This is a genomic window from Leifsonia shinshuensis (assembly GCF_013410375.1).
GTDB classification, from domain to species: Bacteria; Actinomycetota; Actinomycetes; order Actinomycetales; family Microbacteriaceae; genus Leifsonia; species Leifsonia shinshuensis.
On the sequence record NZ_JACCFL010000001.1, the window covers coordinates 2,903,965 to 2,928,113 of the forward strand.

General features: G+C 69.7%; 24 protein-coding genes, 1 tRNA gene and 1 other RNA gene. 11 read left to right on the forward strand and 15 right to left on the reverse strand.

All coding sequences use genetic code 11. The annotated features are described in order from the left end of the window. Positions 1 to 134 precede the first annotated feature (134 nt). Entirely contained in the window at positions 135 to 2,504 is a 2,370-nt protein-coding gene (locus HNR13_RS14125) for an arylsulfatase (RefSeq protein WP_179606738.1), read from the reverse strand. A gap of 258 nt (positions 2,505 to 2,762) precedes the next feature. Then, positions 2,763 to 3,158, reverse strand: a transfer-messenger RNA (tmRNA) gene (gene ssrA, locus HNR13_RS14130). A 125-nt stretch (positions 3,159 to 3,283) separates the two neighbouring features. Here ssrA and HNR13_RS14135 point away from each other — a divergent pair. Then, entirely contained in the window at positions 3,284 to 3,952 is a 669-nt protein-coding gene (locus HNR13_RS14135) for an SIMPL domain-containing protein (protein WP_179606740.1), read from the forward strand. A gap of 19 nt (positions 3,953 to 3,971) precedes the next feature. On the opposite strand, the gene HNR13_RS14140 is transcribed toward HNR13_RS14135, so the two are convergent. From HNR13_RS14140 to prfB, 6 genes are all read right to left on the reverse strand, one after another. Beyond that, on the reverse strand, positions 3,972 to 4,733 hold the full coding sequence (locus HNR13_RS14140) for a hypothetical protein (RefSeq protein ID WP_179606742.1): 762 nt from the start codon (positions 4,731 to 4,733) through the stop codon (positions 3,972 to 3,974). A gap of 88 nt (positions 4,734 to 4,821) precedes the next feature. Next, complete coding sequence (locus HNR13_RS14145; protein ID WP_179606744.1) at positions 4,822 to 5,598, reverse strand: tyrosine-protein phosphatase; 777 nt, start codon at positions 5,596 to 5,598, stop codon at positions 4,822 to 4,824. Positions 5,599 to 5,645: 47 nt separating this feature from the next. Then, positions 5,646 to 6,122, reverse strand: coding sequence for an SsrA-binding protein SmpB (gene smpB / locus HNR13_RS14150; protein ID WP_179606746.1), 477 nt, complete (start codon positions 6,120 to 6,122; stop codon positions 5,646 to 5,648). Positions 6,123 to 6,206: 84 nt separating this feature from the next. Beyond that, the gene (gene ftsX / locus HNR13_RS14155; RefSeq protein ID WP_179606748.1) at positions 6,207 to 7,112 is read right to left on the reverse strand and encodes a permease-like cell division protein FtsX; all 906 of its coding nucleotides are present in this window, start codon (positions 7,110 to 7,112) and stop codon (positions 6,207 to 6,209) included. Next, the gene (ftsE, locus tag HNR13_RS14160; RefSeq protein WP_179606750.1) at positions 7,109 to 8,233 is read right to left on the reverse strand and encodes a cell division ATP-binding protein FtsE; all 1,125 of its coding nucleotides are present in this window, start codon (positions 8,231 to 8,233) and stop codon (positions 7,109 to 7,111) included. The genes ftsX and ftsE overlap by 4 nt, the downstream gene beginning before the upstream one ends. 121 nt (positions 8,234 to 8,354) lie before the next feature. Then, positions 8,355 to 9,467 (reverse strand): peptide chain release factor 2, encoded by a 1,113-nt coding sequence (prfB, locus tag HNR13_RS14165; RefSeq protein ID WP_179606752.1) that lies wholly within the window; start codon positions 9,465 to 9,467, stop codon positions 8,355 to 8,357. Positions 9,468 to 9,537: 70 nt separating this feature from the next. On the opposite strand from prfB, the gene HNR13_RS14170 reads away from it, so the two are divergent. The 4 genes from HNR13_RS14170 to HNR13_RS14185 all read left to right on the forward strand — a co-directional run bounded on the left by HNR13_RS14170 (position 9,538) and on the right by HNR13_RS14185 (position 12,924). Beyond that, positions 9,538 to 10,824: an MFS transporter gene (locus HNR13_RS14170; protein ID WP_179606754.1), complete on the forward strand. Its 1,287-nt coding sequence runs from the start codon at positions 9,538 to 9,540 to the stop codon at positions 10,822 to 10,824. A 73-nt stretch (positions 10,825 to 10,897) separates the two neighbouring features. Beyond that, positions 10,898 to 11,935: an LLM class flavin-dependent oxidoreductase gene (locus tag HNR13_RS14175; RefSeq protein ID WP_179606756.1), complete on the forward strand. Its 1,038-nt coding sequence runs from the start codon at positions 10,898 to 10,900 to the stop codon at positions 11,933 to 11,935. 18 nt (positions 11,936 to 11,953) lie between these two features. Beyond that, positions 11,954 to 12,035 (forward strand) — tRNA-Leu (locus HNR13_RS14180). A 160-nt stretch (positions 12,036 to 12,195) separates the two neighbouring features. After that, positions 12,196 to 12,924, forward strand: coding sequence for a VTT domain-containing protein (locus HNR13_RS14185; RefSeq protein ID WP_179606758.1), 729 nt, complete (start codon positions 12,196 to 12,198; stop codon positions 12,922 to 12,924). Positions 12,925 to 12,940: 16 nt separating this feature from the next. Here the strand turns inward: HNR13_RS14185 and HNR13_RS14190 are convergent, their stop codons facing one another. From HNR13_RS14190 to murI, 4 genes are all read right to left on the reverse strand, one after another. Next, positions 12,941 to 13,843: a cation diffusion facilitator family transporter gene (locus tag HNR13_RS14190; protein ID WP_179606760.1), complete on the reverse strand. Its 903-nt coding sequence runs from the start codon at positions 13,841 to 13,843 to the stop codon at positions 12,941 to 12,943. A 77-nt stretch (positions 13,844 to 13,920) separates the two neighbouring features. Further along, the gene (gene rdgB, locus HNR13_RS14195) at positions 13,921 to 14,520 is read right to left on the reverse strand and encodes an RdgB/HAM1 family non-canonical purine NTP pyrophosphatase (protein ID WP_179606762.1); all 600 of its coding nucleotides are present in this window, start codon (positions 14,518 to 14,520) and stop codon (positions 13,921 to 13,923) included. Beyond that, positions 14,520 to 15,275, reverse strand: a complete 756-nt coding sequence (gene rph, locus HNR13_RS14200) for a ribonuclease PH (protein WP_179606764.1) — start codon at positions 15,273 to 15,275, stop codon at positions 14,520 to 14,522. Before rph ends, rdgB begins: the two co-directional genes overlap by 1 nt. A 50-nt stretch (positions 15,276 to 15,325) precedes the next feature. Continuing rightward, positions 15,326 to 16,144 (reverse strand): glutamate racemase, encoded by an 819-nt coding sequence (gene murI / locus HNR13_RS14205; RefSeq protein ID WP_179606766.1) that lies wholly within the window; start codon positions 16,142 to 16,144, stop codon positions 15,326 to 15,328. A gap of 44 nt (positions 16,145 to 16,188) precedes the next feature. Between murI and HNR13_RS14210 the strand changes: the two genes are divergently transcribed. After that, positions 16,189 to 17,493, forward strand: a complete 1,305-nt coding sequence (locus HNR13_RS14210) for a nicotinate phosphoribosyltransferase (protein WP_179606768.1) — start codon at positions 16,189 to 16,191, stop codon at positions 17,491 to 17,493. A gap of 23 nt (positions 17,494 to 17,516) precedes the next feature. Here HNR13_RS14210 and HNR13_RS14215 read toward each other — a convergent pair whose 3' ends face one another. From HNR13_RS14215 to HNR13_RS14225, 3 genes are read right to left on the reverse strand one after another with little or no spacing between them, the layout of a single operon-like run. Beyond that, positions 17,517 to 17,795 carry a DUF3039 domain-containing protein gene (locus tag HNR13_RS14215; protein WP_179606770.1) on the reverse strand — a complete coding sequence of 93 codons (279 nt, stop codon included), beginning with the start codon at positions 17,793 to 17,795 and terminating at the stop codon, positions 17,517 to 17,519. A gap of 56 nt (positions 17,796 to 17,851) precedes the next feature. Further along, positions 17,852 to 19,429, reverse strand: coding sequence for a hypothetical protein (locus tag HNR13_RS14220; protein ID WP_343063561.1), 1,578 nt, complete (start codon positions 19,427 to 19,429; stop codon positions 17,852 to 17,854). Next, positions 19,405 to 20,421, reverse strand: coding sequence for an ABC transporter ATP-binding protein (locus tag HNR13_RS14225; protein ID WP_179609496.1), 1,017 nt, complete (start codon positions 20,419 to 20,421; stop codon positions 19,405 to 19,407). The genes HNR13_RS14220 and HNR13_RS14225 overlap by 25 nt, the downstream gene beginning before the upstream one ends. A gap of 415 nt (positions 20,422 to 20,836) precedes the next feature. Between HNR13_RS14225 and HNR13_RS14230 the strand changes: the two genes are divergently transcribed. The 5 genes from HNR13_RS14230 (at position 20,837) to HNR13_RS14250 (ending at position 24,087) form a co-directional block, all read left to right on the forward strand. Beyond that, positions 20,837 to 21,529 carry an NTP transferase domain-containing protein gene (locus HNR13_RS14230; RefSeq protein WP_179606771.1) on the forward strand — a complete coding sequence of 231 codons (693 nt, stop codon included), beginning with the start codon at positions 20,837 to 20,839 and terminating at the stop codon, positions 21,527 to 21,529. Between the two features lie 54 nt (positions 21,530 to 21,583). Beyond that, positions 21,584 to 22,468 (forward strand): ABC transporter permease, encoded by an 885-nt coding sequence (locus HNR13_RS14235; protein ID WP_382312792.1) that lies wholly within the window; start codon positions 21,584 to 21,586, stop codon positions 22,466 to 22,468. After that, positions 22,469 to 23,203 carry an ATP-binding cassette domain-containing protein gene (locus HNR13_RS14240; protein WP_179606773.1) on the forward strand — a complete coding sequence of 245 codons (735 nt, stop codon included), beginning with the start codon at positions 22,469 to 22,471 and terminating at the stop codon, positions 23,201 to 23,203. It abuts the gene before it with no gap. A gap of 137 nt (positions 23,204 to 23,340) precedes the next feature. Continuing rightward, a complete protein-coding gene (locus HNR13_RS21650) occupies positions 23,341 to 23,652 on the forward strand; it encodes a hypothetical protein (RefSeq protein WP_179603897.1) in 312 nt (103 codons plus the stop codon). A 135-nt stretch (positions 23,653 to 23,787) separates the two neighbouring features. Further along, positions 23,788 to 24,087, forward strand: coding sequence for a helix-turn-helix domain-containing protein (locus tag HNR13_RS14250; RefSeq protein WP_179606775.1), 300 nt, complete (start codon positions 23,788 to 23,790; stop codon positions 24,085 to 24,087). Positions 24,088 to 24,149: the final 62 nt, after the last annotated feature.

A 24,149-nucleotide genomic window follows, 5' to 3' on the forward strand; every position in this document is an offset into this window, starting at 1 on the left:
CCTTCGTCGTTCGCGAGCCGCCGATCGGCTCTGAACTCAATCTACGGTCGCGGTGGATGGGGCGCTTCTCGATATCTGCTCGAATGCCGGAGCCGCGGACGCAGCGCATCTTCTTGCGGCACGTGGAACGGGCGCTATTGCCGCCGCATGGCGACGTGGTAGGCGTACTCGGGGTCGATCAGGTGGTCATGACTGTCGTCGCCGACATCGAGGCGCACCCAGGAGATCCGCCCGGTGAACTTCGAGTCGCTCGCGTCGTAGTCGCCGGACACCGTGGTCGCGGTCTCGGCGCCGACATCCGTGGTCTCGTCCCCGGAGAAGATGAACGGATGCGTCTGCTCGACGCGGCCGGTCGCGACCACCTCGCCGTCGACATAGAGGGCGACTGTTCCCCCCTTGCCCAGACCGCCGCCGTCGTACGCGAATTCCGAGCGCACCTGGTGGGTTCCGGCCGGGATCGTGGAATCGGCCCGCACTCGGTACCAGTCGACGCCGAGCATGTTGTAGCAGAAGCTCAACGCACCCTCGACCGCGTACAGTGACCAGCCGCCGAAGCGTCCGCCTTGCGCGACGATCGTTCCGTTGACGCCGCCGTCGGGGACCGTGACCTCCGCCGTGACCGAGAACGAGCGGTTCTTGATGTTCAGCACCGTGTTCTCGGGGAGCCGCCGCATCGCCGGGAACAGCGTCTGGGAGGTTCCCGTGATCAGTTCGGGGCGGCCTGCGATCGACGCGTTCAGCCGCTCCGCCTTCCGGTCGTCGAGCGGGAACACGTTGTACCGGTCGGCTTGCAGCAGGAACAGCCGCTGCAGTTCGGCGAGCTTTCCGGGATGCTCGGCGGCGATATCGTGCGCTTGCGACCAGTCGGTCGATCCGTCGTAGAGCTCCCACCGGTCGTCATCGAAGTTCTGGGTCATCTGCGTGATGCCCGGCAGCCCCGGGTAGCGGTGGATCGTCACCGCCGACCAGCCTTTGTGGTAGATCCCACGGTTGCCCAGAAGCTCGAAGTACTGCGTGTCGTGCTTCTCCTCGGCGCCGGGGTCGTCGAACGTGTAAGACATGGAGGTGCCGTGAAGCGGCTCCTGGGTCACCCCGTTGACGGTGGACGGCTCAGGAATCCCGGTCGCCTCGAGTACCGTCTTCGCCACGTCGATCACATGGGTGAACTGCTCGCGGATACCGCCTCCATCGGTGATGCGCGCCGGCCAGTGCACGATAGTCCCGTTGCGGGTTCCGCCCCAGTGCGAGGCGATCTGCTTCGTCCATTGCAGGGGCGTGCAGAACGCGTGCGCCCACCCGAGCGCGTAGTGGTTGTACGCCTCTGGTCCGCCGAGGTCGTCGATCTTCGAGGCGAGGAACTCGGGCGTCTCGATGTCGCCGCGGTAGTTGATCGAGATCAGCTCGCTGAATGTCCCCTGGAGGGTGCCCTCGGGTGAGGCGCCGTTGTCGCCGATGATGTAGTAGACGAGCGTGTTCTCGAGCGCCCCGAGCTGGTCGATCGCGTCGATGAGCTTCCCGACGTAGTGGTCCGCGTACTCCAGGAAGCCCGCATACACCTCCGCCTGCCGCCGCAGCACCGGCAGGAGCTCCTCTGGCATGTCGTCCCAGGCTGGCATGACCGCGTCGCGCGCAGTGAGGTCGGTCAGGGGCGGGACGATGCCGAGCGCCTTCTGCTGCGCAAACGTTCGTTCGCGGAGCGCGTCCCAGCCGTCGTCGAACGCCCCCTTGTACTTGTCGGCCCACTCCTTCGGGACTTGATGCGGCGCATGGGTCGCTCCCGGGGCGAAGTAGACGAAGAAGGGCTTGTCGGGTGTCATGGCCTGCTCGGACTGGATCCAGCCGATGGCCCGTTCGGTCATGTCCTCCATGAAGTGGTAGCCCTCTTCGGGCGTGCGGTCGGGCTCGACAGGCGTCGTGCCCTCGTAGAGGGCGGGGTAGTACTGGTTCGTCTCGGCGCCGAGGAACCCGAAGAAGTGCTCGAACCCGCCGCCCGGGCTCGGCCAATGGTCGTATGGACCGGTCGGACCCGTCTCCCACACCGGCACTTCGTGACACTTGCCGAACTGCGCCGTGGAGAAGCCGTTGAGTTTCAGGATCTCTGCGAGCGGCGCGCAGGTGTTCGGCCGGATCGACGTCGTGCCCGGTGCCGAGGTCGCCATCTCGGTGATCCCGCCCATGCCGACCGTCTGATGGTTGCGACCGGACAGGAGGGCCGCGCGGGTAGGCGAGCACATCGCCGTCGTGTGGAAACGTGTGTATTTCAGGCCGCCCGCCGCCAAGCGCGCGGCCGTCGGCATCGCGACCGGCCCACCGAAAACACTCGATGCGCCGTATCCCACATCGTCGAGCATGACGATCAGGACGTTGGGCGCGCCCTTCGGCGGCCGCAGCGGCGCAATAGGCGGGAACGTGGTGTCGGGGTCCTTTGCGTCGAACGTCGTCGTAACGGTCGAGCGCTGGTCAGGGATCGGAAGGGTGGAACGCTGAACTTCTTCGCCGGTCATGAGCGTCCTTTCCGAAAGCGGTACCGCTCAAGCTAGCGACACGACTCGACGTGATGGAAGTACCCGCAGAGCCACACCGCCCGACGGCATCAGCCCCGATCCCGGGGACGCTCCAGAGTCGGCTCCTCCGCCCACTGCTCACAAAAGTGTCGGCGAAATGTGGGCACGCGACAAAAATCGGGGCCTCCCCCGCAAGCGGAAAAGGCCCCGAATCCCGCGCCACTGCGCGGATCCCAACAACGCGCGATGACGACCGATTGGTGGAGATGGGGGGAATCGAACCCCCGTCCACTGCTGTGGTCATGTGCCTTCTACGGGCGTAGCCAGTGAAGTCGCTTTCTCAGCCCCGGAACTTGTCGCTGGCACCTGCTCCGACGGGCTCAGTATCAGTTGGAGTCCCTCTGCGCCCTGATGCTCAACGCAGAAGCAAGTCTTCTAGCTGACGCCAGGATCCGGGTAGAAGACAGTTCCCGGTCTGACGGTCTCTTCAAATGGCGAAGGGGAACTTACGCCGCGAGGGCGAAGTCGGCCTTGGCCGAGACAGTGCTCTTGTTATTGGCACTTATTTTTTCGCATGGATCGTTTACGAGATAACCATGCATCCTCGACCCGCTTCTCACACTCTCGCAGACAATGTCGAAACCGATCATCCCCATGCGACGGCCGTGAGGCCGGGTCGTCATCGCGCGCTGTTGAGTTGTCCAGATACACACCGCTCCTGGCGGCGAGCTTCTTATCCTACAACAACAGCGACCGCACTTCTATGCCACGATCGGTGAATGGCCGACACCATCATCACCGTCCAGGGCGAGTACGAGCTGAAGCACCCGGCGGAGCGCGGAGCGGTCCGGCTGAGCGTCTCCTACGAAGGCGAGCAGCGCGACGAGACCCTCGCCTTGACGACGCAGCGGCACGCGTCCCTCGCCGCCGAGCTCCGGGAGTTGCACGACCCGCAGAGCGGCCCGGTGACGTCGTGGGGGTCCGACCAGCTGCGGGTCTGGGGCGAGCGGCCCTGGAGCCCGGACGGCCGGCGGCTCGCGCCGGTCTACCACGCGGAGATCGGCGTCGACGTCACGTTCAGCGAGCTGACCGCGCTCTCCGACTGGGTGGGCGTCGTCTCGCTGCTCGACGGGGTCACGATCCAGGGGGTCACCTGGAGCCTGACGGAGGCGCGGCGGCAGTCGATCACCCAGGAGGCGCGGCGGCGGGCGGTCGAGAACGCGGTCGCCAAGGCGACGGTGTACGCGACGAGCCTCGGGCTCGCCGCGGTGCGTCCGCTCGCGCTCAGCGACCCGGGGATGCTCGGCGACGGGCCGGCGGGCGGTCAGCCGATCCAGCCGCTGCTCGCGCGGGCGATGTCGGCCGACCTCGGCGGTGCGACGCTGGCGCTGAAGCCGGAGGACATCACGGTCGCGGTGCAGGTGCACGCGCGCTTCGCGGCGTCCTGAGGCGACGCCGCCCGGCTGGTCAGCTGCTGGGCGACGGCACGGGCGTCGGCGTCGGGGCGGTCTTCCCCGGCAGCAACGGGAGGTCGGCGACGTTGAGGATGCGCAGTGCTGTCACGGTCGTCCCCGTGCGGGCGCCCACCACGATCACCTCGTCGCCCGCGGCGAAGTCGGACGCCTTCTGCGTCTGCCCGGGGGCGCCGTAGGCGGTGGCCGAGGAGGTCACGACGGTGAGCGTGGCGCCGCGTTGGGTCTGCACGGTCCAGGTCGAGCCGGAGATCTTGGTGACCGTGCCGCGCACGACGCTCTTGGCGATCGGGCCCTGGTCCTGACGGCCGCCCTGGCCGGAACCGCCCTTGCCGGAACCGTTCTGGCCCGGACCGTTCTGGCCGGAGCCGTTGCCCTTGCCGAACGGGTTGCCGTTCTGGCCGGGGCCTCCCGGCCAGACCTGCTCCGGTCCGCGGTTGCCGTCGTGCAGGAGCCGCGACAGCGGCGAGCCCGCGTGGAACAGGACGGAGCCGACCGCGAACGCGCCGGCCCCGGCGATGCCGAAGAGCAGCACCACGGCGAGCACCAGCGTCGAGATCGCGAACGCGAGCCCGTGACGCTTGTAGAACGGCTCCCCCACCGGTCGCGCCGGCCCGCCGTACGGGCCCGCGGGAGGTCCGTACGGGTGCTCGGGAGCCTGCTGCTGCGGCACGCCCTGCGGCGGCACGCCCTGCGGCGGCACGCCCTGCGGCGGCTGCTGCGGGTACAGCGGCTCGGTGGGCCGGTTGTCGTCCATGCTCACAAGAACACCTGATGAAGCCGCGATACCGCTGTAAACCGGTTATGGCTTCGATGTGAGTTCCGGCCTCCGACCACCCGGGCGCTCACGCCGGCTCGACCAGCACGGAGCGCAGCTTGGCCAGCTCGAGCTCGCTCATCCCGGTCTCCAGCAGATACTCCCGGATCCCGCCGAACCGGCGATCGACGACGTCCAGGGCTTCCTCCAGCGCCTCGGGCGGGCTCCCGCCGAGGATGATGCGCAGATCGGGCGTGACCTCCACGCCGTGGCTGCGGACCAGGGCGATCATCCCGTCCAGCCAGGGGCCGCGGAGGTTCGCCTGGGTGGCGGCGTAGTCGGCGATCACCACCTCGCGATCCACTCCGACGGCGAGCAGGGCGAGAGCGACGACGATGCCGGTCCGGTCCTTGCCCGCGGTGCAGTGCACGACGACCGCGTCGTCGCCGGTGTCCGCGACCTCGCGCAGCGCGGTCACGATCACGTCGCCGTGCTGCAGAAGGATCTTCTCGTACAGGCCGACCAGGGTGATCCCGATCGTGGACTGCGACGCCCCGGAGCCCTCGAACACCGGCAGGTGCAGCCGCTGGAGGTCCAGGCCGTCCACGTCGTCCGGCATCACCGAGACCTCGAAGTCGTCGCGCAGGTCGATCACGACCCGCACGTCAAGGTCGCGCAGCGTCTGGCGCCCCTCGTCGCCGAGCCGGGCGAGGCCGTCCGAGCGGAACAGCTTGCCCCGGCGGACGACGCCCTCCGGCACCCGGTAGCCGCCGACATCGCGGAAGTTGTACGTGCCGTTCACCGGGATGCGCTCGGCGATGACGGTCGTGCCGCCGCCCCGCGCCGCCTCGTCATTGCTGGTCATGAGCTCATCCTGCCACCCGGTGCCGACAGGACGCCCGGAAGCCGCCGTCACTCCCCGAGATGACGCCTGCTGGACATCGCGCGTTCGGCTTCGCGATTGTCCTGGCGCTCCCGCAGGGCCTGGCGCTTGTCGTACTCGCGCTTGCCCTTGGCGACCGCGATCTCGACCTTGGCGCGGCCGTCGCTGAAGTAGATCTGCAGCGGGACGATCGTGTAGCCGCCCTGCTTGACCTTGTTCTCGATCTTGACGATCTGGGCCTTGTGCAGCAGGAGCTTGCGCTTGCGCCGCGGCGCATGGTTGTTCCAGGTGCCGTCGAGGTATTCGGGGATGTGCACGGCGTCGAGCCAAGCCTCGCCCCCGTCGACGAACGCGTAGCCGTCGACCAGCGACGCCCGGCCCTCGCGCAGCGACTTCACCTCGGTGCCGGTGAGCACGAGGCCCGCCTCGTAGGTGTCCTCGATGGTGTAGTCGTGGCGCGCTCGGCGATTGGTGGCCACGACCTTCTGGCCACGTTCCCTGGGCACAGCGTCTCCTGACGTCGCAGATGGTGCTGCCCGGCACGTCGCCGGGCAGCAGATCAGTCTACAGCGCCGGGCCCGCGCAGCGGATCAAACGCGCAGGTAGCGCTTGATCGCGAAGTTCGCGGACGCCGCCGCCAGCACCACGCCGACGACGATCAGCAGCGGGATCACCAGCCAGCCCTGCTCCATCCCGACGAAGTTGATCGACGGGATCCGCGGGCCGAGGAAGCCGCGCACGAAGTACTGCACGAGCAGCCAGATCACCACGCAGCTCAGGATCGATCCGATCAGCGCGGCGATCACGCCCTCGATGATGAACGGCGTCTGGATGAATCGGTTGGACGCGCCGACCAGCCGCATGATGCCGATCTCCCGCCTTCGCGAGAAGGCGGACAGCCGGATGGTCGTTGCGATCAGCAGCACGGCGGCGACCAGCATGAGGATCGCGATGCCGATGGCCGTGAGACTGGCCGCGTTGAGGATGTTGAAGATCTGGTCGAGGTAGCTGCGCTGGTCGACGACGCTCTGCACGCCGGGCGAGCTGGACAGCGTCTCGGTGAGGACGTCCGAGCGGTTCGGGTCCTTGAGGTTGACCCAGAACGTCTGCGGGATCATGTCCGGCGTGACGTAGTCCGCGATCTGGTTGCCCTTGAACTGCTGCTTGAACTGCTCGTAGCCCTGCTTCTGGTCCTGGAAGTAGAACTTCTGGATGTAGGGCGCGATCTCGGGAGACTCGAGCTGCTTCTTGACTGCCTCCACCGACTGCGCGGTGGCCGCGCCGCCCGGGCAGTTGTCGGTCTCGGTGCACATGTAGACGGCGACCTGGGCGCGGTCGTACCAGTAGGTCTTCATCTGCGCGATCTGCAGCTGCAGCAGCGCGGCGGTGCCGACGAAGGTCAGCGAGATGAAGGTGACGAGCACGACGGAGACGACCATCGAGAGGTTGCGGCGCAGGCCGTTGCCGACCTCGGACCAGATGAGCCCGAATCTCATTTCGTGGGCCCCACATTCTGTTCGCCGTCGCGGTCGGACGCGTCGCGCAGCCCGCTCAGGTCGAGGTTGGCGGTGAAGTTCAGGTGGTCGGGGAGGTCCTCGCCGCCGGAGGGCACGGCCACCGGGACGGCCTGCACCGGCGCGGGCTGCTGCACCGGCGCGGGCTGCTGCACGGGCGCGGGCGGGACCGGAGCCTGATAGACCGGCGCGGGCGGGACCGGAGCCTGGTAGACGGGAGCCTGCTGCACAGGAGCCGGGATCGGCTGCACCGGACCGGTCGCACCGACCGGAACCGGACCCGTGGGGTTGCCGACCGGCGCGTGCGGGCGCGTCATCGGCTCGGACGGAGCCGGGGCCGCCGCTGCGGCGGGCACCGGGACGGGCGCGACCTGCGCCTCGAGCCCCTCCGCGGTCGGCCGCGGGAGCGGGATGGCCGAGGTCACACCGTAGCCGCCGTGGCGCTCGTCGCGGACGATCTGGCCGCCGACGAGCTCGATCACGCGCTGCTTCATCTGGTCGACGATCGCGGCCTCGTGCGTGGCCATCAGCACCGTGGTGCCGCCGGCGTTGATCTGCGCGAGCACCGACATGATCCCGGCGCTGGTGGCCGGGTCGAGGTTTCCGGTCGGCTCGTCGGCCAGGAGGATCTGGGGCTTGTTGACCACGGCGCGCGCGATCGCGACGCGCTGCTGCTCGCCGCCGGAGAGCTCGTGCGGCAGGCGCTGCGCCTTGCCGTCGAGGCCCACCATCGCGAGCACGTCGGGCACGGCCTCCTGGATGAAGCCGCGCGACTTGCCGATCACCTGGAGCGTGAAGGCCACGTTCTGGAAGACCGTCTTGTTGGGCAGGAGCCGGAAGTCCTGGAAGACCACGCCGATGTTGCGGCGGAAGTACGGGACCTTGCGCGACGAGATCGTGCCGAGGTCCTGGCCGAGGACGTGGATGGCCCCCTTGGTGGGCCGCTCCTCCTTGAGGATCAGCCGGAGGCAGCTCGACTTGCCCGAGCCGGACGCGCCGACCAGGAAGACGAACTCACCGCGCAGCACCTCGAGGTTGATGCCGTTGAGCGCAGGGCGCGCTGTTCCCGCGTACTGCTTGGATACGTGTTCGAACCGGATCATGACTGTTAGAGACTAAGCAACACTTCCGCGTTCCACAGTAGCGACATGCCCGCACGCCGCAACCCTGACAGTCCCCGGCACACGCGCTGTGCGCGAGCGTTGGGAGAACGGTGAGCGGAGGCTAGTCCTCGTCCTTCGCGCCGGCGCGCCAGCGGATGCCCGCGGCGATGAAGCCGTCCAGGTCGCCGTCGAACACCGACGCCGGGTTGCCGGACTCGTAGCCGGTGCGGAGGTCCTTGACCAGCTGCTGGCCGTAGAGGAAGTAGGAGCGCATCTGGTCGCCCCAGCTCGCGGTGATGGTGCCGGCGAGCTCCTTCTTCTTGGCGGCCTCCTCCTCCTTCTGGAGAAGGAGCAGGCGGGTCTGCAGCACGCGCATGGCGGCGGCGCGGTTCTGGATCTGCGACTTCTCGTTCTGCATCGACACCACGATCCCGGTCGGGAGGTGGGTGATGCGGACCGCGGAGTCGGTCGTGTTGACCGACTGGCCGCCGGGGCCGGAGGAACGGAAGACGTCGACGCGGATGTCACCCTCGGGGACCTCGACCGCCGTGGCCTCCTCCATCAGCGGGATGACCTCCACCGCGGCGAAGGACGTCTGGCGCTTGTCGGCCGACCCGAACGGGCTGATCCGGGCGAGGCGGTGCGTGCCAGCCTCCACCGAGAGCGTGCCGAACGCGTACGGGGCCTCGACCTCGAAGGTGGCCGACTTGATGCCCGCGCCCTCCGCGTAGGAGGTGTCCATGACCTTCACCGGGTACTTGTGCTGCTCCGCCCAGCGCAGGTACATGCGCATGAGCATCTCGGCGAAGTCGGTGGCGTCGTCGCCGCCCGCTCCGGAGCGGATGGTGACGATCGCCGAGCGCTCGTCGTACTCGCCGCTCAGCAGGGTCTGCACCTCGAGGTCGCCGAGGGTCTTCTGCAGGGCCTCCAGCTCGGCGCGCGCCTCGGCGGCGGACTCCTCGTCGTCGCCTTCGTTGGCGAGCTCGACGAGGACCTCGAGGTCGTCGAGGCGCTGCTCGACCGAGGTGATGCGGCCGAGCTCCGCCTGGCGGTGGCTGAGCGCGCTGGTGACCTTCTGCGCGTTCGCCGTGTCGTCCCAGAGGTCGGGCGCCCCGGCCTTCTCGCTGAGGTCGGCGATGTCGGCGCGGAGCTTGTCCACATTCACGACGGCGACGATGTCGGCGAGGGTGGAGCGGAGGTCCGCGATCTGCGGGGAGAGGTCTAGTTCGATCATGGCGTCCTCCAGCCTACCGGCTGCCCCTCGCGGCGGGACGTGCGGCTGACAGTTGTACTGTGTTAAGCAAATGACTTCCGACGAGCGCCCGTTCTCCTTCCGCGCTGTCGCACTCGCCGCCTTCCTGCCGACGCTGCTCTTCTCGACCGGCGAGGGCGCGATCATCCCGATCATCCCGATCGCCGCGGGCAACCTCGGGGCGACGCTGGCGATGGCCGGCTTCATCGCGTCGATGCTCATGCTCGGCGAGCTGGCGGGCGACATCCCGAGCGGCTGGCTCGTCTCGCGGATCGGCGAGCGCACCGCCATGATCGGCGCAGCGGCCGTCGCGGTCGCCGGCGTCGTCGTCTGCCTGGTCGCTCCGAACTACTGGGTGCTGATGGTCGGCATCTTCGTGGTCGGGATCGCGACAGCGGTGTTCGCGCTCGCCCGGCACGCGTTCATGACGACCTACGTGCCCGTCCGCTACCGGGCCCGGGCGCTGTCCACGCTCGGCGGGATCTTCCGGGCCGGCTGGTTCATCGGGCCGCTGATCGCGTCGGCGGTGATCGCGGCGACCGGGTCGACGCAGTCGGTGTTCTGGATCTTCATCGTGAGCTGCCTGGGCTCGGTGGTCGTGCTGCTGGTGCTGCCGGATCCCGAGCGGATGTTCGGCCCGGCGCCCACCACCGCCGGGCACGGCGGCGAGCGGCTGACGGCGGGCGAGGAGGACGCCGAGGAGCGCACCCGCGGGCTCTTCGCGACCATCTGGGCCTTCCGCGGCGTGCTCGCCCGGATGGGCTCCGGCATCTCCCTGGTCGCGGCCGTGCGCTCCGCGCGCACCGTGCTGCTGCCGCTCTGGGCCGTGTCGATCGGCCTGAGCGAGGCGAACACCGCGCTCATCATCGGCCTCGCCGGGGCCGTCGACTTCGCACTCTTCTACTCCAGCGGCCAGCTCATGGACCGCTTCGGCCGGATGTGGAGCGTCGTGCCGTCGATGCTCGGGCTGGGGATCGGCTTCCTCGTGCTGTCGCTCAGTCACGACCTCCCGGGGGCGGTGGTCTGGTACATCGGCGTCGCGCTGTTCCTCGCGTTGGCGAACGGAATCGGCTCGGGCATCATCATGACGCTCGGGGCCGATCTGGCGCCGAAGGAGAGCCCGGCCGCGTTCCTCGGAGCGTGGCGGTTCACCGGCGACGCGGGACAGGCGGCGGCGCCGCTGATGGTCTCGCTGCTGACCGGGCTGGTCTCGATCGCGTTCGCCAGCGCGGTGATGGGCGTGCTCGGGCTGGCCGGCGCCGTCCTGCTCGCCCGGTTCATCCCGCGCTACATCCCGCGCCGGCCGCGTCCCGCCCCGCCCGCCGGCCTCGCGGAATAGGCTCGGCAGCGCGGCGGTTCCGTTTCGATGCATACGCATTGAAACGGTGCGCGCGAGGAGCAGGAGGACGCACATGGCCGCACGGCTGGAGATCGGGATCGACACGTTCGGCGACATCACGCTGGACGCCGACGGGAAGCCGCTGCCGCACGCGCAGGTGCTCCGCAACGTCGTCGCGGAGGGCGTGGCGGCCGACCAGGCCGGGCTCGACTTCATCGGCATCGGGGAGCACCACCGCAAGGACTTCTCCGTCGCCGCCCCGGAGGTCGTGCTCGCGGCGATCGCGGGCCAGACCGAGCGCATCCACCTGGGCTCGGCGGTCACCGTGCTCAGCTCCGACGACCCGGTGCGCGTCTTCCAGCGCTTCGCCACGCTCGACGGCGTCTCGAACGGCCGGGCGGAGGTCATTCTCGGCCGCGGCTCCTTCATCGAGTCGTTCCCGCTGTTCGGCTTCGACCTCGCCCAGTACGAGGAGCTCTTCGACGAGAAGCTCGACCTGTTCGCCGCGATCCGGCAGCAGGAGCCGGTGACCTGGAGCGGCACGCTGCGGCCCCCGCTGACCGAGCAGTCCGTCTATCCCCCGGTCGAGCACGGCCTGCTGAAGACCTGGATCGGCGTCGGCGGCAGCCCGGAGTCGGTGGTCCGCGCCGCGCGCTACGGCCTCCCGCTCATGGTCGCGATCATCGGCGGCGGCCCGATGCGCTTCCAGCCGCTGACCGAGCTCTACCGGAAGGCGCTGGAGCAGTTCGGCCAGGACACCGACCTCCCGATCGGCGTGCACTCCCCCGGCTTCGTCGCCGAGACCGACCAGGAGGCCAAGGACCTGCTCTGGCCGCACTGGGAGGCGATGACCAACCGGATCGGCCGCGAGCGCGGCTGGCCGCCCGCCACCCGGGCGCGCTTCGAGCACGAGGCGGCCGAGGACGGCGCCCTCGTCGTCGGCTCGCCGGAGACGGTCGCCCGGAAGATCGCGTACGCCGCCCGCGGCCTCGGCCTCACCCGGTTCGACGTCAAGGTGAGCAACGGCACGCTCGCCCACGAGCACATCCTGCGCGCCATCGACCTGCTCGGCCGCGAGGTCGCGCCGCGCGTGGATGAGCTATTGTCGTAGCCGCGCGCAGCGCGAGCCGCGGGAGTGGTGAAACTGGCAGACACGCAGGATTTAGGTTCCTGTGCTTCACGGCGTGAGGGTTCGAGTCCCTTCTCCCGCACCTCATCGACCACCCACGGGATGATCACCGACGGCGCCCAGTAGGCCCACAGGGTGATCTTGGGCCGTCCTGCCGGATTCGCACGGTTCGTGGAGGTTGCGCCCACTAAACTCGGGCCTGAATCCGCCACCCGCATCGCTCTCGAAAACCCTGGAGACACGTGATCCATCACGCCGGCCTCATTCCCTGGCTCGACCCGCACACGATCATCACCGCGGCGGGCCCCTGGGCGCTGCTCGTGGTGTGCGGCATCGTGTTCGCCGAGACGGGCCTCCTGGTCGGCTTCCTGCTGCCCGGCGACACCCTGCTGGTCATCTCCGGCCTGCTGACGCACACCTCGCTGGTCTTCGGCGTCGACATCTGGTGGGTGTGCCTCGCGATCGCGTTCGCGGCCTTCCTCGGCGGCGAGGCCGGCTACCTGATCGGCCACAAGGCCGGCCCGCGCGTGTTCGAACGCAAGGAGACCGGTCTGTTCAGCATGGAGAACGTGCGGCGCACCAATGCGTTCTTCGACCGGTTCGGGGCGCTCGCGGTCATCCTCGCGCGGTTCGTCCCGATCGTGCGCACCTTCGCCCCGGTCGCCGCGGGCGTCGGCCACATGAACTACAAGAAGTACTCGCTCTACAACGCGATCGGCGCGCTGATCTGGGGCGCGGGACTGACCCTGTTCGGCTACGTCATCGGCTACATCCCGCCGGTGGCGAACTTCGTCTCCAACTACATCGACGTGATCCTGATCGGCGCCGTACTCATCACGCTCGTCCCGACGCTGTTCCACTATTTCCAGTCGCTGCGCAAGGCCAAGCGGAAGCGCCAGGCCGCCGCGGCCGAGGCCGATCGCGTCAGCGACACCGAGGCGCCCAAGCCGCACCCGACGCCCGACATCTGAGGCGGGCGCCCACCGCTCAGCGGTGGAACTCGTCCTCGTGGGCGGCGTGCTCCGCCGGCTCCAGCTGGAACGTCGAGTGCTCGACGTCGAAGTGCTTCGCGAGGCAGCCGGAGAGCTCGTCCAGCAGTTCCCCGGTCGCGCCGGAGCGGAAGACCCCGGCGTCGACAACGACGTGCGCCGTGAAGACCGGGGCGCCGGAGGTGATCGCCCAGACGTGCACGTCGTGCACGGCGACGACGCCCGGGGTGCCGAGGATGTGGTCGCGGATCTCGGCGACGTCGGTGTCCGCCGGGGCCGCCTCGCTGAGCACCCGCACCACGTCGCGCAGCAGCAGCACCGCACGCGGGACGATGAACGCAGCGATCAGCAGCGACGCGATCGCGTCGGCCGGGGCGAACCCGGTCAGCATGATGACCACGGCGGCGACGATGACCGTCAGCGAGCCGATCAGGTCGCCGAACACCTCCAGGTACGCCCCGCGCATGTTGATCGAGTGGTCGGCGGCCGGGCGCAGCAGCAGGAGGGCGCCGAGGTTGGCGACCAGGCCGATCACGGCGACCACGAGCATCGGCCCGGACTGCACCTCGGTCTCCCCCGTCACCAGCCGGCCGATCGCACCGATGGTAACGAACACCGCCACCACGACGAGGATGAGCCCGTTGATGAGCGCGCCGAACACCTCGGCGCGCCGGTAGCCGAACGTCTGCCGGTCGGTGGCCGGGCGCGCAGCCACGATCGTGGCCATGAGAGCCACGATGAGGCCGGTCAGGTCGCTCAGCATGTGGCCGGCGTCCGCGAGGAGCGCCAGCGACCCGCTCAGCCAGGCGCCGATCACCTGGACGACGAGCACCACCGCGACGATCCCGATGGCGATCAGGAGTCGGTTGCGGTTCGCGGAGTGGCCGTGGTCGTGACTCATAGTTCTTCTACGGTATGTCGAACTCGAGCGGCCACGCCAGCGTTCCGGCTAGATAGGAATGAGTGCCGTTCTCATTCTCAGCGCGCTGCGGCGACCAGCTCCCGCAGGGCGGGGACGATGGCCGAGAACGCCCGGGAGCGGTGGCTCTCGGCGTTCTTCACCTCCGGTCCGAGCTCGGCCGCCGTCGCGTCGTGGCCGTCCGGCACGAAGATCGGATCGTAGCCGTGGCCGTGCTCGCCGCGCGCCTCGTGCGCGATGCGCCCCGGCCAGATACCCTCGACCACCGTCTCCGCGCCGTCCGGCGTCACGAGCGCCAGCGTCGCGGTGAAGTGCGCCGCCCGCGAGCCGTCGGGGAGCTCGGCGAGCTGGTCGAGCAGCAGCTGCAGGTTGGCCTGCGCGTCGCCGTGCCGGCCCGCCCAGCGCGCGGAGAAGATGCCGGGGGCGCCGCCCATCGCGTCGACGCAGATGCCGGAGTCGTCGGCGAGGGCGGGCAGACCGGTGTGGGCGGCCGCCGCACGCGCCTTGATCAGCGCGTTCTCGGTGAAGGTCACGCCGTCCTCCACCGGCTCCGGACCGTCGTAGCCGACGATCTCCAGCCCGGGGACCGCGTCGCCGAGGATCTGCTGGAACTCCCTGGCCTTGTGCGCGTTGTGCGTGGCGAGGACGACGCGGGCCATCAGCCCTCGATGCCGAGCTCGGACGACGCGAGCGCCGCGCGCTGGAGCTCGGCGAGATCCGTCGTGCCGGCGAGCGCCAGATCGAGGAGCGAGTTCAGCTCGGCGCGGTCGAACGGCGCGCCCTCCGCGGTGCCCTGGACCTCCACGAACAGCCCGCGGCCGGTCACGACGACGTTCATGTCGGTCTCGGCGCGGACGTCCTCGACGTAGGCCAGGTCGAGCATCGGCGCCCCGTCGATGATGCCGACCGAGACGGCGGACACGGAGTCGATCAGCGGGGTGGCCTTCTGGCCGATGAAGCGGTGGTCGCGGCCCCACTCCAGCGCGTCGGCGAGGGCGACGTAGGCGCCGGTGATCGCGGCGGTGCGGGTGCCGCCGTCGGCCTGGAGCACGTCGCAGTCGATCACGATGGTGTTCTCGCCGAGCGCCTTCATGTCGACCACGGCGCGCAGGCTGCGGCCGATCAGCCGGCTGATCTCGTGCGTGCGGCCGCCGATGCGGCCCTTCACGGACTCGCGGTCCATGCGCTCGTTCGTGGAGCGTGGCAGCATGGCGTACTCGGCGGTGACCCACCCCTTGCCCTTGCCCGTCATCCAGCGCGGCACGCCGTTCGTGAACGACGCGGTGCACAGCACGCGCGTGTTGCCGAACGAGATGAGGGCGGAGCCCTCGGCCTGCCGGCTCCAGCCGCGCTCGATCGTGACGGGCCGCAGCCGGTCGGGGGTGCGGCCGTCCGCACGGGTGATGTCGGTCACGGTTCTCTCCTCGGTTGGGGTGGGGACGGTGGAGGCGCGGGGGCCGGGGCTCAGAGCGGGAGGTCGATGACGCCGGTCTGCACCAGGTCGACCCGGTTGATCTCCGGGCCGATGAACCGGTGGGCGAGGCGCAGGAAGTAGTCGGCGTCGAGGCCCGTCGCCTCGTAGCGGATCGTCGGCGGCGTCGGCTCGCGGCGCTCCAGGCCGCCGCTCACGAGCGTGCGGTACACGTCCTTCGCGGTCTCGGTGTCGCTGGAGACCAGCGAGACCCCCTCGCCCATGACGTAGGAGATCGCGCCCTTCAGGAACGGGTAGTGGGTGCAACCGAGCACGAGCGTGTCGACGTCGGCGTCGCGCAGCGGCTGGAGGTACTCGGCGGTCACCCGGAGGACTTCGTCGCCGCTGGTGACGCCGGACTCGACGAACTCCACGAACCGCGGGCAGGCCTGCGTGAACAGCTGCAGCGACGGCGCGGCCGCGAACGCGTCCTCGTAGGCGCGGGAGGAGATCGTGCCGGCCGTGCCGATGACGCCGACGCGCCCGGTCCTGGTCGCGGAGACCGCCCGGCGCACGGCGGGCTGGATGACCTCGATCACCGGCACCGAGTAGCGCTCGCGCGCGTCGCGCAGCATCGCGGACGACGCCGTGTTGCAGGCGATCACCAGGAGCTTCACGCCCTGCTCGACCAGGAAGTCGAGGACCTCCAGCGAGTAGCGGCGCACGTCCGCGATCGACTTCGGCCCGTACGGCGAGTGCGCGGTGTCGCCCACGTAGAGCAGCGACTCGTTCGGGAGCTGGTCGCGGATGGCGCGGGCCACGGTGAGCCCGCCGACCCCGGAGTCGAAGATCCCAATCGGCGCATCCGTCACAGCAGTCCAGCCTACCCGTCCACGCCGTCGCTAAGGTGGGAGCCGTGACCGAGTCCTCCGCGCTGCTCACCGACCGCTACGAGCTCACGATGATCGACGCCGCACTGTTGAAGGGCACGCACGATCGCGAGAGCGTGTTCGAGGCGTTCACCCGGCACCTGCCCGCCGGGCGCCGGTACGGGGTGATCGCCGGCACCGGCCGGCTCCTGGAGCTCATCGAGGACTTCCGGTTCGGGGACGCCGAGCTCGACTACCTCCGCGACAACGCCGTGGTGCGTGCGGAGACGCTCGACTGGCTCGCGGACTTCCGGTTCTCCGGCACCATCCGCGGCTACCGGGAGGGCGAGGTGTACTTCCCCGGCTCGCCGTTCCTGATCGTGGACGCGCCGTTCGCCGAGGGAGTGGTCCTGGAGACGCTCATCCTCAGCGTCTTCAACTACGACTCCGCTGTCGCCTCCGCCGCCGCGCGGATGGTGGCCGCCGCCGCCGGCCGCCCGCTCGCCGAGATGGGCTCGCGCCGCGCCAACGAGCGCAGCGCCGTCGCGGCGGCACGGGCGGCGTACATCGCCGGGTTCGACGCCACCTCCAACCTGGAGGCCGGCCGCACCTGGGGCGTGCCGACGATGGGCACGGCGGCCCACGCGTTCACCCTCCTGCACGACAGCGAGGAGGACGCCTTCCGCGCGCAGGTCGCGGCGATGGGGCCCGGCACGACGCTGCTGGTCGACACCTTCGACGTGGAGCGGGCGATCGAGACGGCCGTCCGCGTGGCGGGGCCCGGGCTCGGCGCCGTCCGGCTCGACTCGGGAGACCTCCCCACGCTCGTGCGGCAGGTGCGCGCCCAGCTCGACCGGCTCGGCGCGACCGGCACGCGCATCACCGTGACCAACGACCTGGACGAGTTCACCATCGCCGCACTGTCCTCGTCGCCGGTGGACTCGTACGGCGTCGGGACCTCGGTCGTGACCGGCTCCGGTTCGCCCGCCTCCGGGATGGTCTACAAGCTCGTCGCCCACCGTGACGACCACGGTGCGTGGGTGCCGGTGGCGAAGAAGTCGGACGGCAAGCCCAGCATTCCCGGGCGCAAGCACCCGGTGCGACGCCTGGACGCGGCTGGTCGCGCGGTCGCGGAGGTCGTCCACATCGTGGAGGCCGGCGACGTGCCGGACGACACCGGCAGGGACCTGCTGGCGCCGCTGATCAGCGGCGGAGAGATCCACCGCGAGCACCTCGGGCCGGAGGGCACGCGCCGGGCGCGCGAGCACCGCGCGAGCGCGATGGCCGAGCTTCCGGACGAGGCGTTCCGGCTGGGCCGGGGCGACCCGGTGCTGCCGACGATCTTCGGCTGAGCGGAGCCGGCCGGGCGGCGCGGTTACTCGTCGCGCAGCTTCTCGTAGATCTCCTTGCAGGTGGGGCAGACCGGGAACTTCTCCGGGTCGCGCCCGGGCGTCCACATCTTGCCGCACAGCGCCTTGACCGGTTTGCCGGTCAGCGCGGACTCGAGGATCTGCTCCTTCTTCACGTAGTGCGAGAACCGCTCGTGGTCGCCGGGCTCGGAGATCTGCGGGGTCTCCCGGAGCTCGCGCTCGAGCGTGGTCGTGGCACCGCCGCCCGGCTCTCCGTCGGGCTCGAGGATGCTGGCGTCGTTCATCATCCCAGTCTAACGGCGTGAGGTCTGGAGACTGCGGGGTCCCGGCGAGCGCGGGCTCAGTCGTTGCGGTTCGCGAACGCCATCAGCTCGGGCCCGCGCCGGTCGAACGCGCGCGCCCCCGCCCACAGCCCGCCGCCGAGCGCGGCGAAGCCGACCAGGACCGAGACGATCGGCGAGACGCCCAGCCAGAACGGGTTCACCGTGAGGCCGAGCACGAGGAAGACGATCGCGGGCGACGCCAGGATGACGATCGCGAAGAAGCTGAACGCCTGCGCGAGGGCGGCGGAGGCGCCGGAGCTCTGCGGCTGGGTGAACGCGCTGTCGCCCGGCTTGGTCGCCGGGTACGGGAACAGCGCCGAGAAGGCGCTCGACAGCCCGAGGCCGATCACCAGGATGGACCCGCAGAGCGCGGCGATCGCCGGCAGAACGGCCCAGTCGCCGAAGACCGCGGTGGTCACCACGGAGCCGACGGCGATCACCGGGATGCCGATCAGGACGGGCGGGAACATCCGCCCCAGCCGGTCGGCGATGCCGCGCGTCCCCGACACCAGGTGGAGCCAGATCGCGGTGCTGTCGAAGGCGACGTCGTTGTGGATGGTCCAGCCGAGGAACAGGCACACCAGCGGCAGCGGGACCAGGGACGCGAAGTGGATCGGGAGGCCGCCGAGCGCGAGGGCGACGATCACGAACACCGGGATGACCGGGATCATCGCCAGCGCGACCCAGTAGCGCGGGTCCCGGCCCCAGTAGGTCATCGAGCGGGCGGCGATCGCGGCAGTCGGGCCGCCGGGCAGCCGGGCGAACCAGCCGAGGCCGTGGTGGTCGCGCACCCGCGGCTCCCGCTCCGGCGCGACGAGGACCAGGCTGACCAGCGTCCGCCAGACCAGCCAGAGCACGCCGACGGTGGCGGCGGCGACGAGGAACTGCAGGAAGGCCGCTCCCCCGTCGCCCTCGGCGGCGGCGCCCGGCATGCTCCAGGCCGCGCCGAGCGGCGTCCACTGCAGCCAGCCGGCGAAGCCGCTGAGCGTGCCGAGGCCGTCGCGGCCCCAGTCGACCGTGAGCAGCAGCAGGAGCACGGGCGCGATCAGCACGAGGGCGAGGATCGCGACGACGCCGCCGGCCTCCCTCGACCGCCGCGGGGACACGAGCAGCGAGGCGACCGCGGCGGAGATCCGCGACGCCAGCACGCAGGTGGGGACGACGAGGAGCGCGGAGAGCACGGCGAGGACCGCCGCTCCCGGGTCGCGCGACCAGGTGATGACCGTCGCGAGCGAGCAGACGGACAGCACCAGCGCGGGCACGCCGATCAGCGCCGCGAGCGCCAGGGCGCGGGCGAGCTCGCGGTCGGGGATGCCGAACAGGGCGAACTTGCGCGGGTCGAGCGCGTCGTCCACGCCGAACAGGAGCGGCAGGAGCAGGAACCCGGCGACGACGATCGACCCGATCACGACCAGGACGCTGTGCACGTCCGCCACGTCGGGCGCGAGGCGCGCCGCCACGAGGGCGCCGATGACCAGCACGACCGTCACGATGCCGTACGCCAGGCCCAGCGCCAGCCCGAACACCTGCCACGGGCTGCGCCGGAAGGCGTTGGCCAGCAGCCTGAGCCTCAGTCCGAGAAGCTGTGCAACCACTCCATGCCCTCCGCCGCCTTGCGGCCGCCCGCCAGGTCGACGAACCGCTCCTCCAGGGTCTGCTCGCCGCGCACCTCGTCGATGGTGCCGGCGGCGAGCACCTGGCCCCGGACGATGATCGCGACGCTGTCGCAGACCCGCTCGATCATGTCCATGCCGTGGCTGGACAGCACGACCGTGCCGCCCGCCGCCGTGTAGCGCTGGAGGATGTCGACCACGTTGGCCGCGGAGACCGGGTCGACCGACTCGAACGGCTCGTCCAGGACGAGCAGACGCGGCGAGTGGATCATGGCGGCAGCGAGCGCGATCTTCTTGGTCATGCCCGCCGAGTAGTCGGCCACGAGCCGGTCGAGCGCGTCGTCGATGCCGAACGCCTTCGCGAGGTCGGCGGTGCGCGCGTGCACGGTCTTCGCGGACAGCCCGCGCAGTGTGCCGGCGTAGTGCAGGAACTGGGCGCCGGTGAGGCGGTCGAACAGCCGCAGCTTGTCCGGGAGGACGCCGATGACGTGCTTGGCCCGCACCGGCTCGGTCCAGACGTCGACGCCGTGCACGACGATGCGGCCCTCGTCGGGGCGCAACAGGCCGGTGATGATCGACAGGGTCGTGGTCTTGCCGGCGCCGTTCGGGCCGACGATCCCGTAGAACGAGCCCTCGCGCACGTCCAGCGAGACTCCGTCGACGGCGACGACCGAGCCGTAGCGCTTGCTGACGCCGTGCACCGTCAGCACGCTCGGGCGGGTGTCCACGACCGGTGCGGTCTCGACCACGGGCGGTGCGGTCTCGACCACGGGCGGTGCGGTCTCGGCGACAGGAGCCGCCTCCGCGGCCGGCTTCGCCGCGCGGGTCTTGGCGGTCGTCGTGCGCTTGCGCGGCGTCGGCGTGCGGGTGCTCGACCCGGCTGCCGCGGCCGCCGTCTTCGGCTGTGTGCGCTTCGCGGCCGGGCGTGCGGCCGGCGCCGTCTGCTCCGTCGCTGTCTCTGCGGTCTCGGGCATCCGCTCCCCCTCGTCGTCCCCCCTGGCTCCGGGCAGGTCGGCCCCCGGCTCGGTGCTGCCGCCGGGTCGTGCGTGCTCGGAACTCACCACGCAACCGTACCAAGACGGAACCGCTTGCGTACCCCCCGACGGGTGACCTCATAGCGACGCGCCCGGGCGGGGCCCGGCGCGCCTAGGAATGTCCTGTGAGGAACATAACGACACCACAACGACCGCCGTCAACCCCTGCCCCCGGACGAGGGCCGCCGGTATTCTGGTGCAGGCATGAAGGCGTGTCGAAACACGTAAAGCGTGAATGAACTCCCGGTGACATCTGGATCTTCCAGAACCCGTCCCGGAGGTTCAGCGGGCCGGCGCCGAGAGCCCCCGCAGCACCACACCCTCACGGGGTTCGCGCGGATTCAAGGAGATGATTGTGACGACCCAGGTAGTGATCCTCGCTGCGGGCATGGGCAGCCGGCTCGGCCGGAGCCTTCCGAAGCCGCTGACCGAGCTGAGCGACGGCCGCACCATCATGCAGCAGCAGTTCGACAACATCCACGCCGCGTTCGGCAAGGACGTCGTCGTCACCATCGTCGTCGGCTACAAGCTCGAGCACATCATCGAGGCGTTCCCGGACGCCGAGTTCGTCTACAACGAGCAGTACGACCAGACCAACACGTCCAAGAGCCTCATGCGCGCCCTGCAGTCCTCGGGCCCCGGCGGCGTGCTCTGGATGAACGGCGACGTCGTCTTCGACCCGGCCGTCCTGGTCCGCGGCGCGGCGATGGTCGCCCGCGACCAGACCTTCGTCACGGTCAACACCTCGTCGGTCGCCGACGAGGAGGTCAAGTACACCACCGGCCCCGAGGGCTACATCCACGAGCTGTCCAAGACCGTCAAGGGCGGCCTCGGCGAGGCCGTCGGCATCAACTACATCTCGGGCAAGGACAAGGCCGCCCTGCTGCGCCAGCTCCAGCGCGTCGCCGACCAGGACTACTTCGAGCGCGGCCTCGAGCTCGCGATCGAGCAGGACCGCCTGCTGGTCGAGCCGGTCGACATCTCCGACCTCTACGCCGTCGAGGTGGACTTCCAGGAGGACCTGGAGCGCGCGAATCTTTTCGTATAGTCGAAGGGCCGCGTGACGAGAACACGCAGCCAGCGATCAATACGATAGGTTCCCGTGACCAGTACCCCCGTCGACCTGCGCCCGGCGCAGCGGACGCGCTCGGCGCGCTACCGCCATTCGCTGTGGCTCCTGACGCGCCGCGACCTGCGCGTCCGCTACTCGACCAGCGCTCTGGGCTACCTGTGGTCGATCCTCGATCCGCTCGTCATGAGCGCGATCTACTGGTTCGTCTTCACGGTGATCTTCCACCGCAGCGTCGGCGAGAACCCCTACATCGTGTTCCTGCTGGCGGCGCTGCTGCCGTGGATGTGGTTCAACGGCGCGGTCTCCGACAGCACGCGGGCGTTCCTGCGCGAGGCGAAGCTGATCCGCTCGACGATGATTCCCCGCACGATCTGGGTGAACCGGATCGTGGCCTCCAAGGGCATCGAGTTCCTGCTGTCGCTGCCGGTGCTCGCGATCTTCGCGATCGCGACAGGCGCGCGTGTGAACATCGACATCCTGCTGTTCCCGCTCGCGATCCTCATCCAGATCGTGCTCACGGTCGGCGTCGGGCTCATCATCGCGCCGCTGGTGGTGTTCTTCCGCGACCTGGAGCGGGCCGTGAAGCTCGCGCTGCGCTTCCTCTTCTATGCGTCGCCGATCATCTACAGCGCGCGCGACCTGCCCGGCGGCTGCGGAGCCGGCGTCGCGGCGAAGCACTGCGCAGCCTACGTCGCGGCGCACCCGGGCGCGCAGACCGAGACGCTGTTCTCGCTGCACTTCTGGTCGGCCTTCAACCCGCTGACCGGCATCTTCAGCCTGTACCGCGCGGCGTTCTTCCCCGAGGAGCTGGACTGGTACCTGGTCATCGTGGCCGCGCTGATGTCGCTGCTGCTGCTCGTCGTGGGCTTCCTCGTGTTCAAGCGCTTCGAGCGCGACGTCCTGAAGGAGATCTAGGTGTCCGCCGTCATCGACGTCACCGGCCTGGGCGTGCGGTTCAAGCGGAACCGCGGCGCGCGGCGCTCCTTCAAGGACCTGTTCGGCGGCCGGCAGCGCCGTGCGCGGCCCGACGACTTCTGGCCGCTGCGGAACGTGACCTTCCGCGTCGAGCCCGGTGAGTCCATCGGGGTCGTCGGCCGCAACGGCCAGGGCAAGTCGACCCTGCTGAAGCTGGTGGCCGGCGTGCTGCTGCCCGATGAGGGCAGTGTGAGGGTCACCGAGGGGGTCGCTCCCCTCATCGAGATCACCGGCGGCTTCGTGGACGACCTGACCGTCCGCGACAACGTGTACCTCACCGCGGGCCTGCACGGGATGACCAAGTCCCAGATCGACCGGCGGTTCGACGAGATCATCGACTTCGCGGAGATCGGCGACTTCGTCGACACCCCATACAAGCACCTCTCCAGCGGCATGAAGGTGCGGATCGCGTTCTCCGTGATCGCGCAGCTGGAGGAGCCCGTGCTCCTGGTCGACGAGGTGCTCGCCGTCGGCGACCGCGGCTTCCGCGAGAAGTGCTACGCGAAGATCGAGGAGCTCCTCGCCGGCGGCAGGACGCTCTTCTTCGTCTCCCACAACGAGAAGGACCTGCGCCGCTTCTGCTCGCGCGGGCTCTACCTCGACAAGGGCGGACTGGTGCTGGACGGCCCGATCGACGCGGTGCTCGACCTCTACAACCAGGACTACGGGTCGTAGAGAATCCCTGGTGAGAGCCGGTTTCCGGGAGGACGGAAGTCCTCCACAGAAAAGAATCTCGGCGAGTTGTCCCCGGAAAGGGTTTTTAAGCCCGATTTCGGCGTTCGAGCGTCGGAGGGCGTGGCTAACTTTGCCGCATGGAACACCGACTTCGTCACCCACTCCCACCGCTCCGTGACCGCCGCTTCGCCTACCGCGTCCCCTGGACCGTCGACCGCAGCACCGCTCCGCACTACCGTCTCGTCAACACCGGGCGGGAGGAACTGCGCGGAGTGACCGTGAGCATCGCGGGCAGCTCGTCCGTCCGCGTGAGCGCCCCTGCGCTCGTCCGCCCCGGAGAGGCGGTGCGCGCCAGCCTCAGCGGCGGCGACCCTGCCAGGGACACGGTGCTCATCGTGCGCTGGTTCCCGCCCGACGGGCGCGAGTACCTCTGGCAGGTGAGCTTCTGACCGTGGGGCCGGCCGCGCACCGCGGCCGGCCCCACTCCGACGGAGCAAGCATTATCCGTCGTCGTGGCCTCGGGCGTGAAAGCAGACGTGGCAGGCACTCTGGTCCGGAAATCCGCAGCCCGATAAGCATGAGTCATGAATTCTTCGACCTCATCGGCCGCGGAGCAGTTCGGACAGAAGGTACGACGCACGCGGATCGCCCTCGGACTCAGCCAGGAGAGCATCGCGGAACTCGCTCAGATGCACGTCACCAACTACGGCAAGATCGAACGCGGCATCGCGAACCCCAGCCTCGTGACCATCCTGCGGATCGCCAGCGTGCTCGGCACCGATGTGTCGACGCTCACCGAGGGTCTCTCGCGAGACGACCTCCCCGCCGAGTTCGAGGTGCTCTCGGCGACGGAGTTCCTCCGGGAACGCGCCCGGCGGAGCTGAGCGCACGGCGCGCAATCCCGCAAGCCCTGGCCCTGCGCGTGCGGCGGCCTACACTCGGTAAG

Coding starts and splice junctions, on each gene's coding strand:
- HNR13_RS14125 (WP_179606738.1), bottom strand. CDS start 2,504: ATGACCGGCGAAGAAGTTCAGCGTTCCACCCTTCCGATCCCTGACCAG.
- HNR13_RS14135 (WP_179606740.1), top strand. CDS start 3,284: ATGGCCGACACCATCATCACCGTCCAGGGCGAGTACGAGCTGAAGCAC.
- HNR13_RS14140 (WP_179606742.1), bottom strand. CDS start 4,733: ATGGACGACAACCGGCCCACCGAGCCGCTGTACCCGCAGCAGCCGCCG.
- HNR13_RS14145 (WP_179606744.1), bottom strand. CDS start 5,598: ATGACCAGCAATGACGAGGCGGCGCGGGGCGGCGGCACGACCGTCATC.
- ftsX (WP_179606748.1), bottom strand. CDS start 7,112: ATGAGATTCGGGCTCATCTGGTCCGAGGTCGGCAACGGCCTGCGCCGC.
- ftsE (WP_179606750.1), bottom strand. CDS start 8,233: ATGATCCGGTTCGAACACGTATCCAAGCAGTACGCGGGAACAGCGCGC.
- prfB (WP_179606752.1), bottom strand. CDS start 9,467: ATGATCGAACTAGACCTCTCCCCGCAGATCGCGGACCTCCGCTCCACC.
- HNR13_RS14170 (WP_179606754.1), top strand. CDS start 9,538: ATGACTTCCGACGAGCGCCCGTTCTCCTTCCGCGCTGTCGCACTCGCC.
- HNR13_RS14175 (WP_179606756.1), top strand. CDS start 10,898: ATGGCCGCACGGCTGGAGATCGGGATCGACACGTTCGGCGACATCACG.
- HNR13_RS14190 (WP_179606760.1), bottom strand. CDS start 13,843: ATGAGTCACGACCACGGCCACTCCGCGAACCGCAACCGACTCCTGATC.
- rdgB (WP_179606762.1), bottom strand. CDS start 14,520: ATGGCCCGCGTCGTCCTCGCCACGCACAACGCGCACAAGGCCAGGGAG.
- HNR13_RS14215 (WP_179606770.1), bottom strand. CDS start 17,795: ATGAACGACGCCAGCATCCTCGAGCCCGACGGAGAGCCGGGCGGCGGT.
- HNR13_RS14225 (WP_179609496.1), bottom strand. CDS start 20,421: ATGCCCGAGACCGCAGAGACAGCGACGGAGCAGACGGCGCCGGCCGCA.
- HNR13_RS21650 (WP_179603897.1), top strand. CDS start 23,341: ATGGAACACCGACTTCGTCACCCACTCCCACCGCTCCGTGACCGCCGC.
- HNR13_RS14250 (WP_179606775.1), top strand. CDS start 23,788: ATGAATTCTTCGACCTCATCGGCCGCGGAGCAGTTCGGACAGAAGGTA.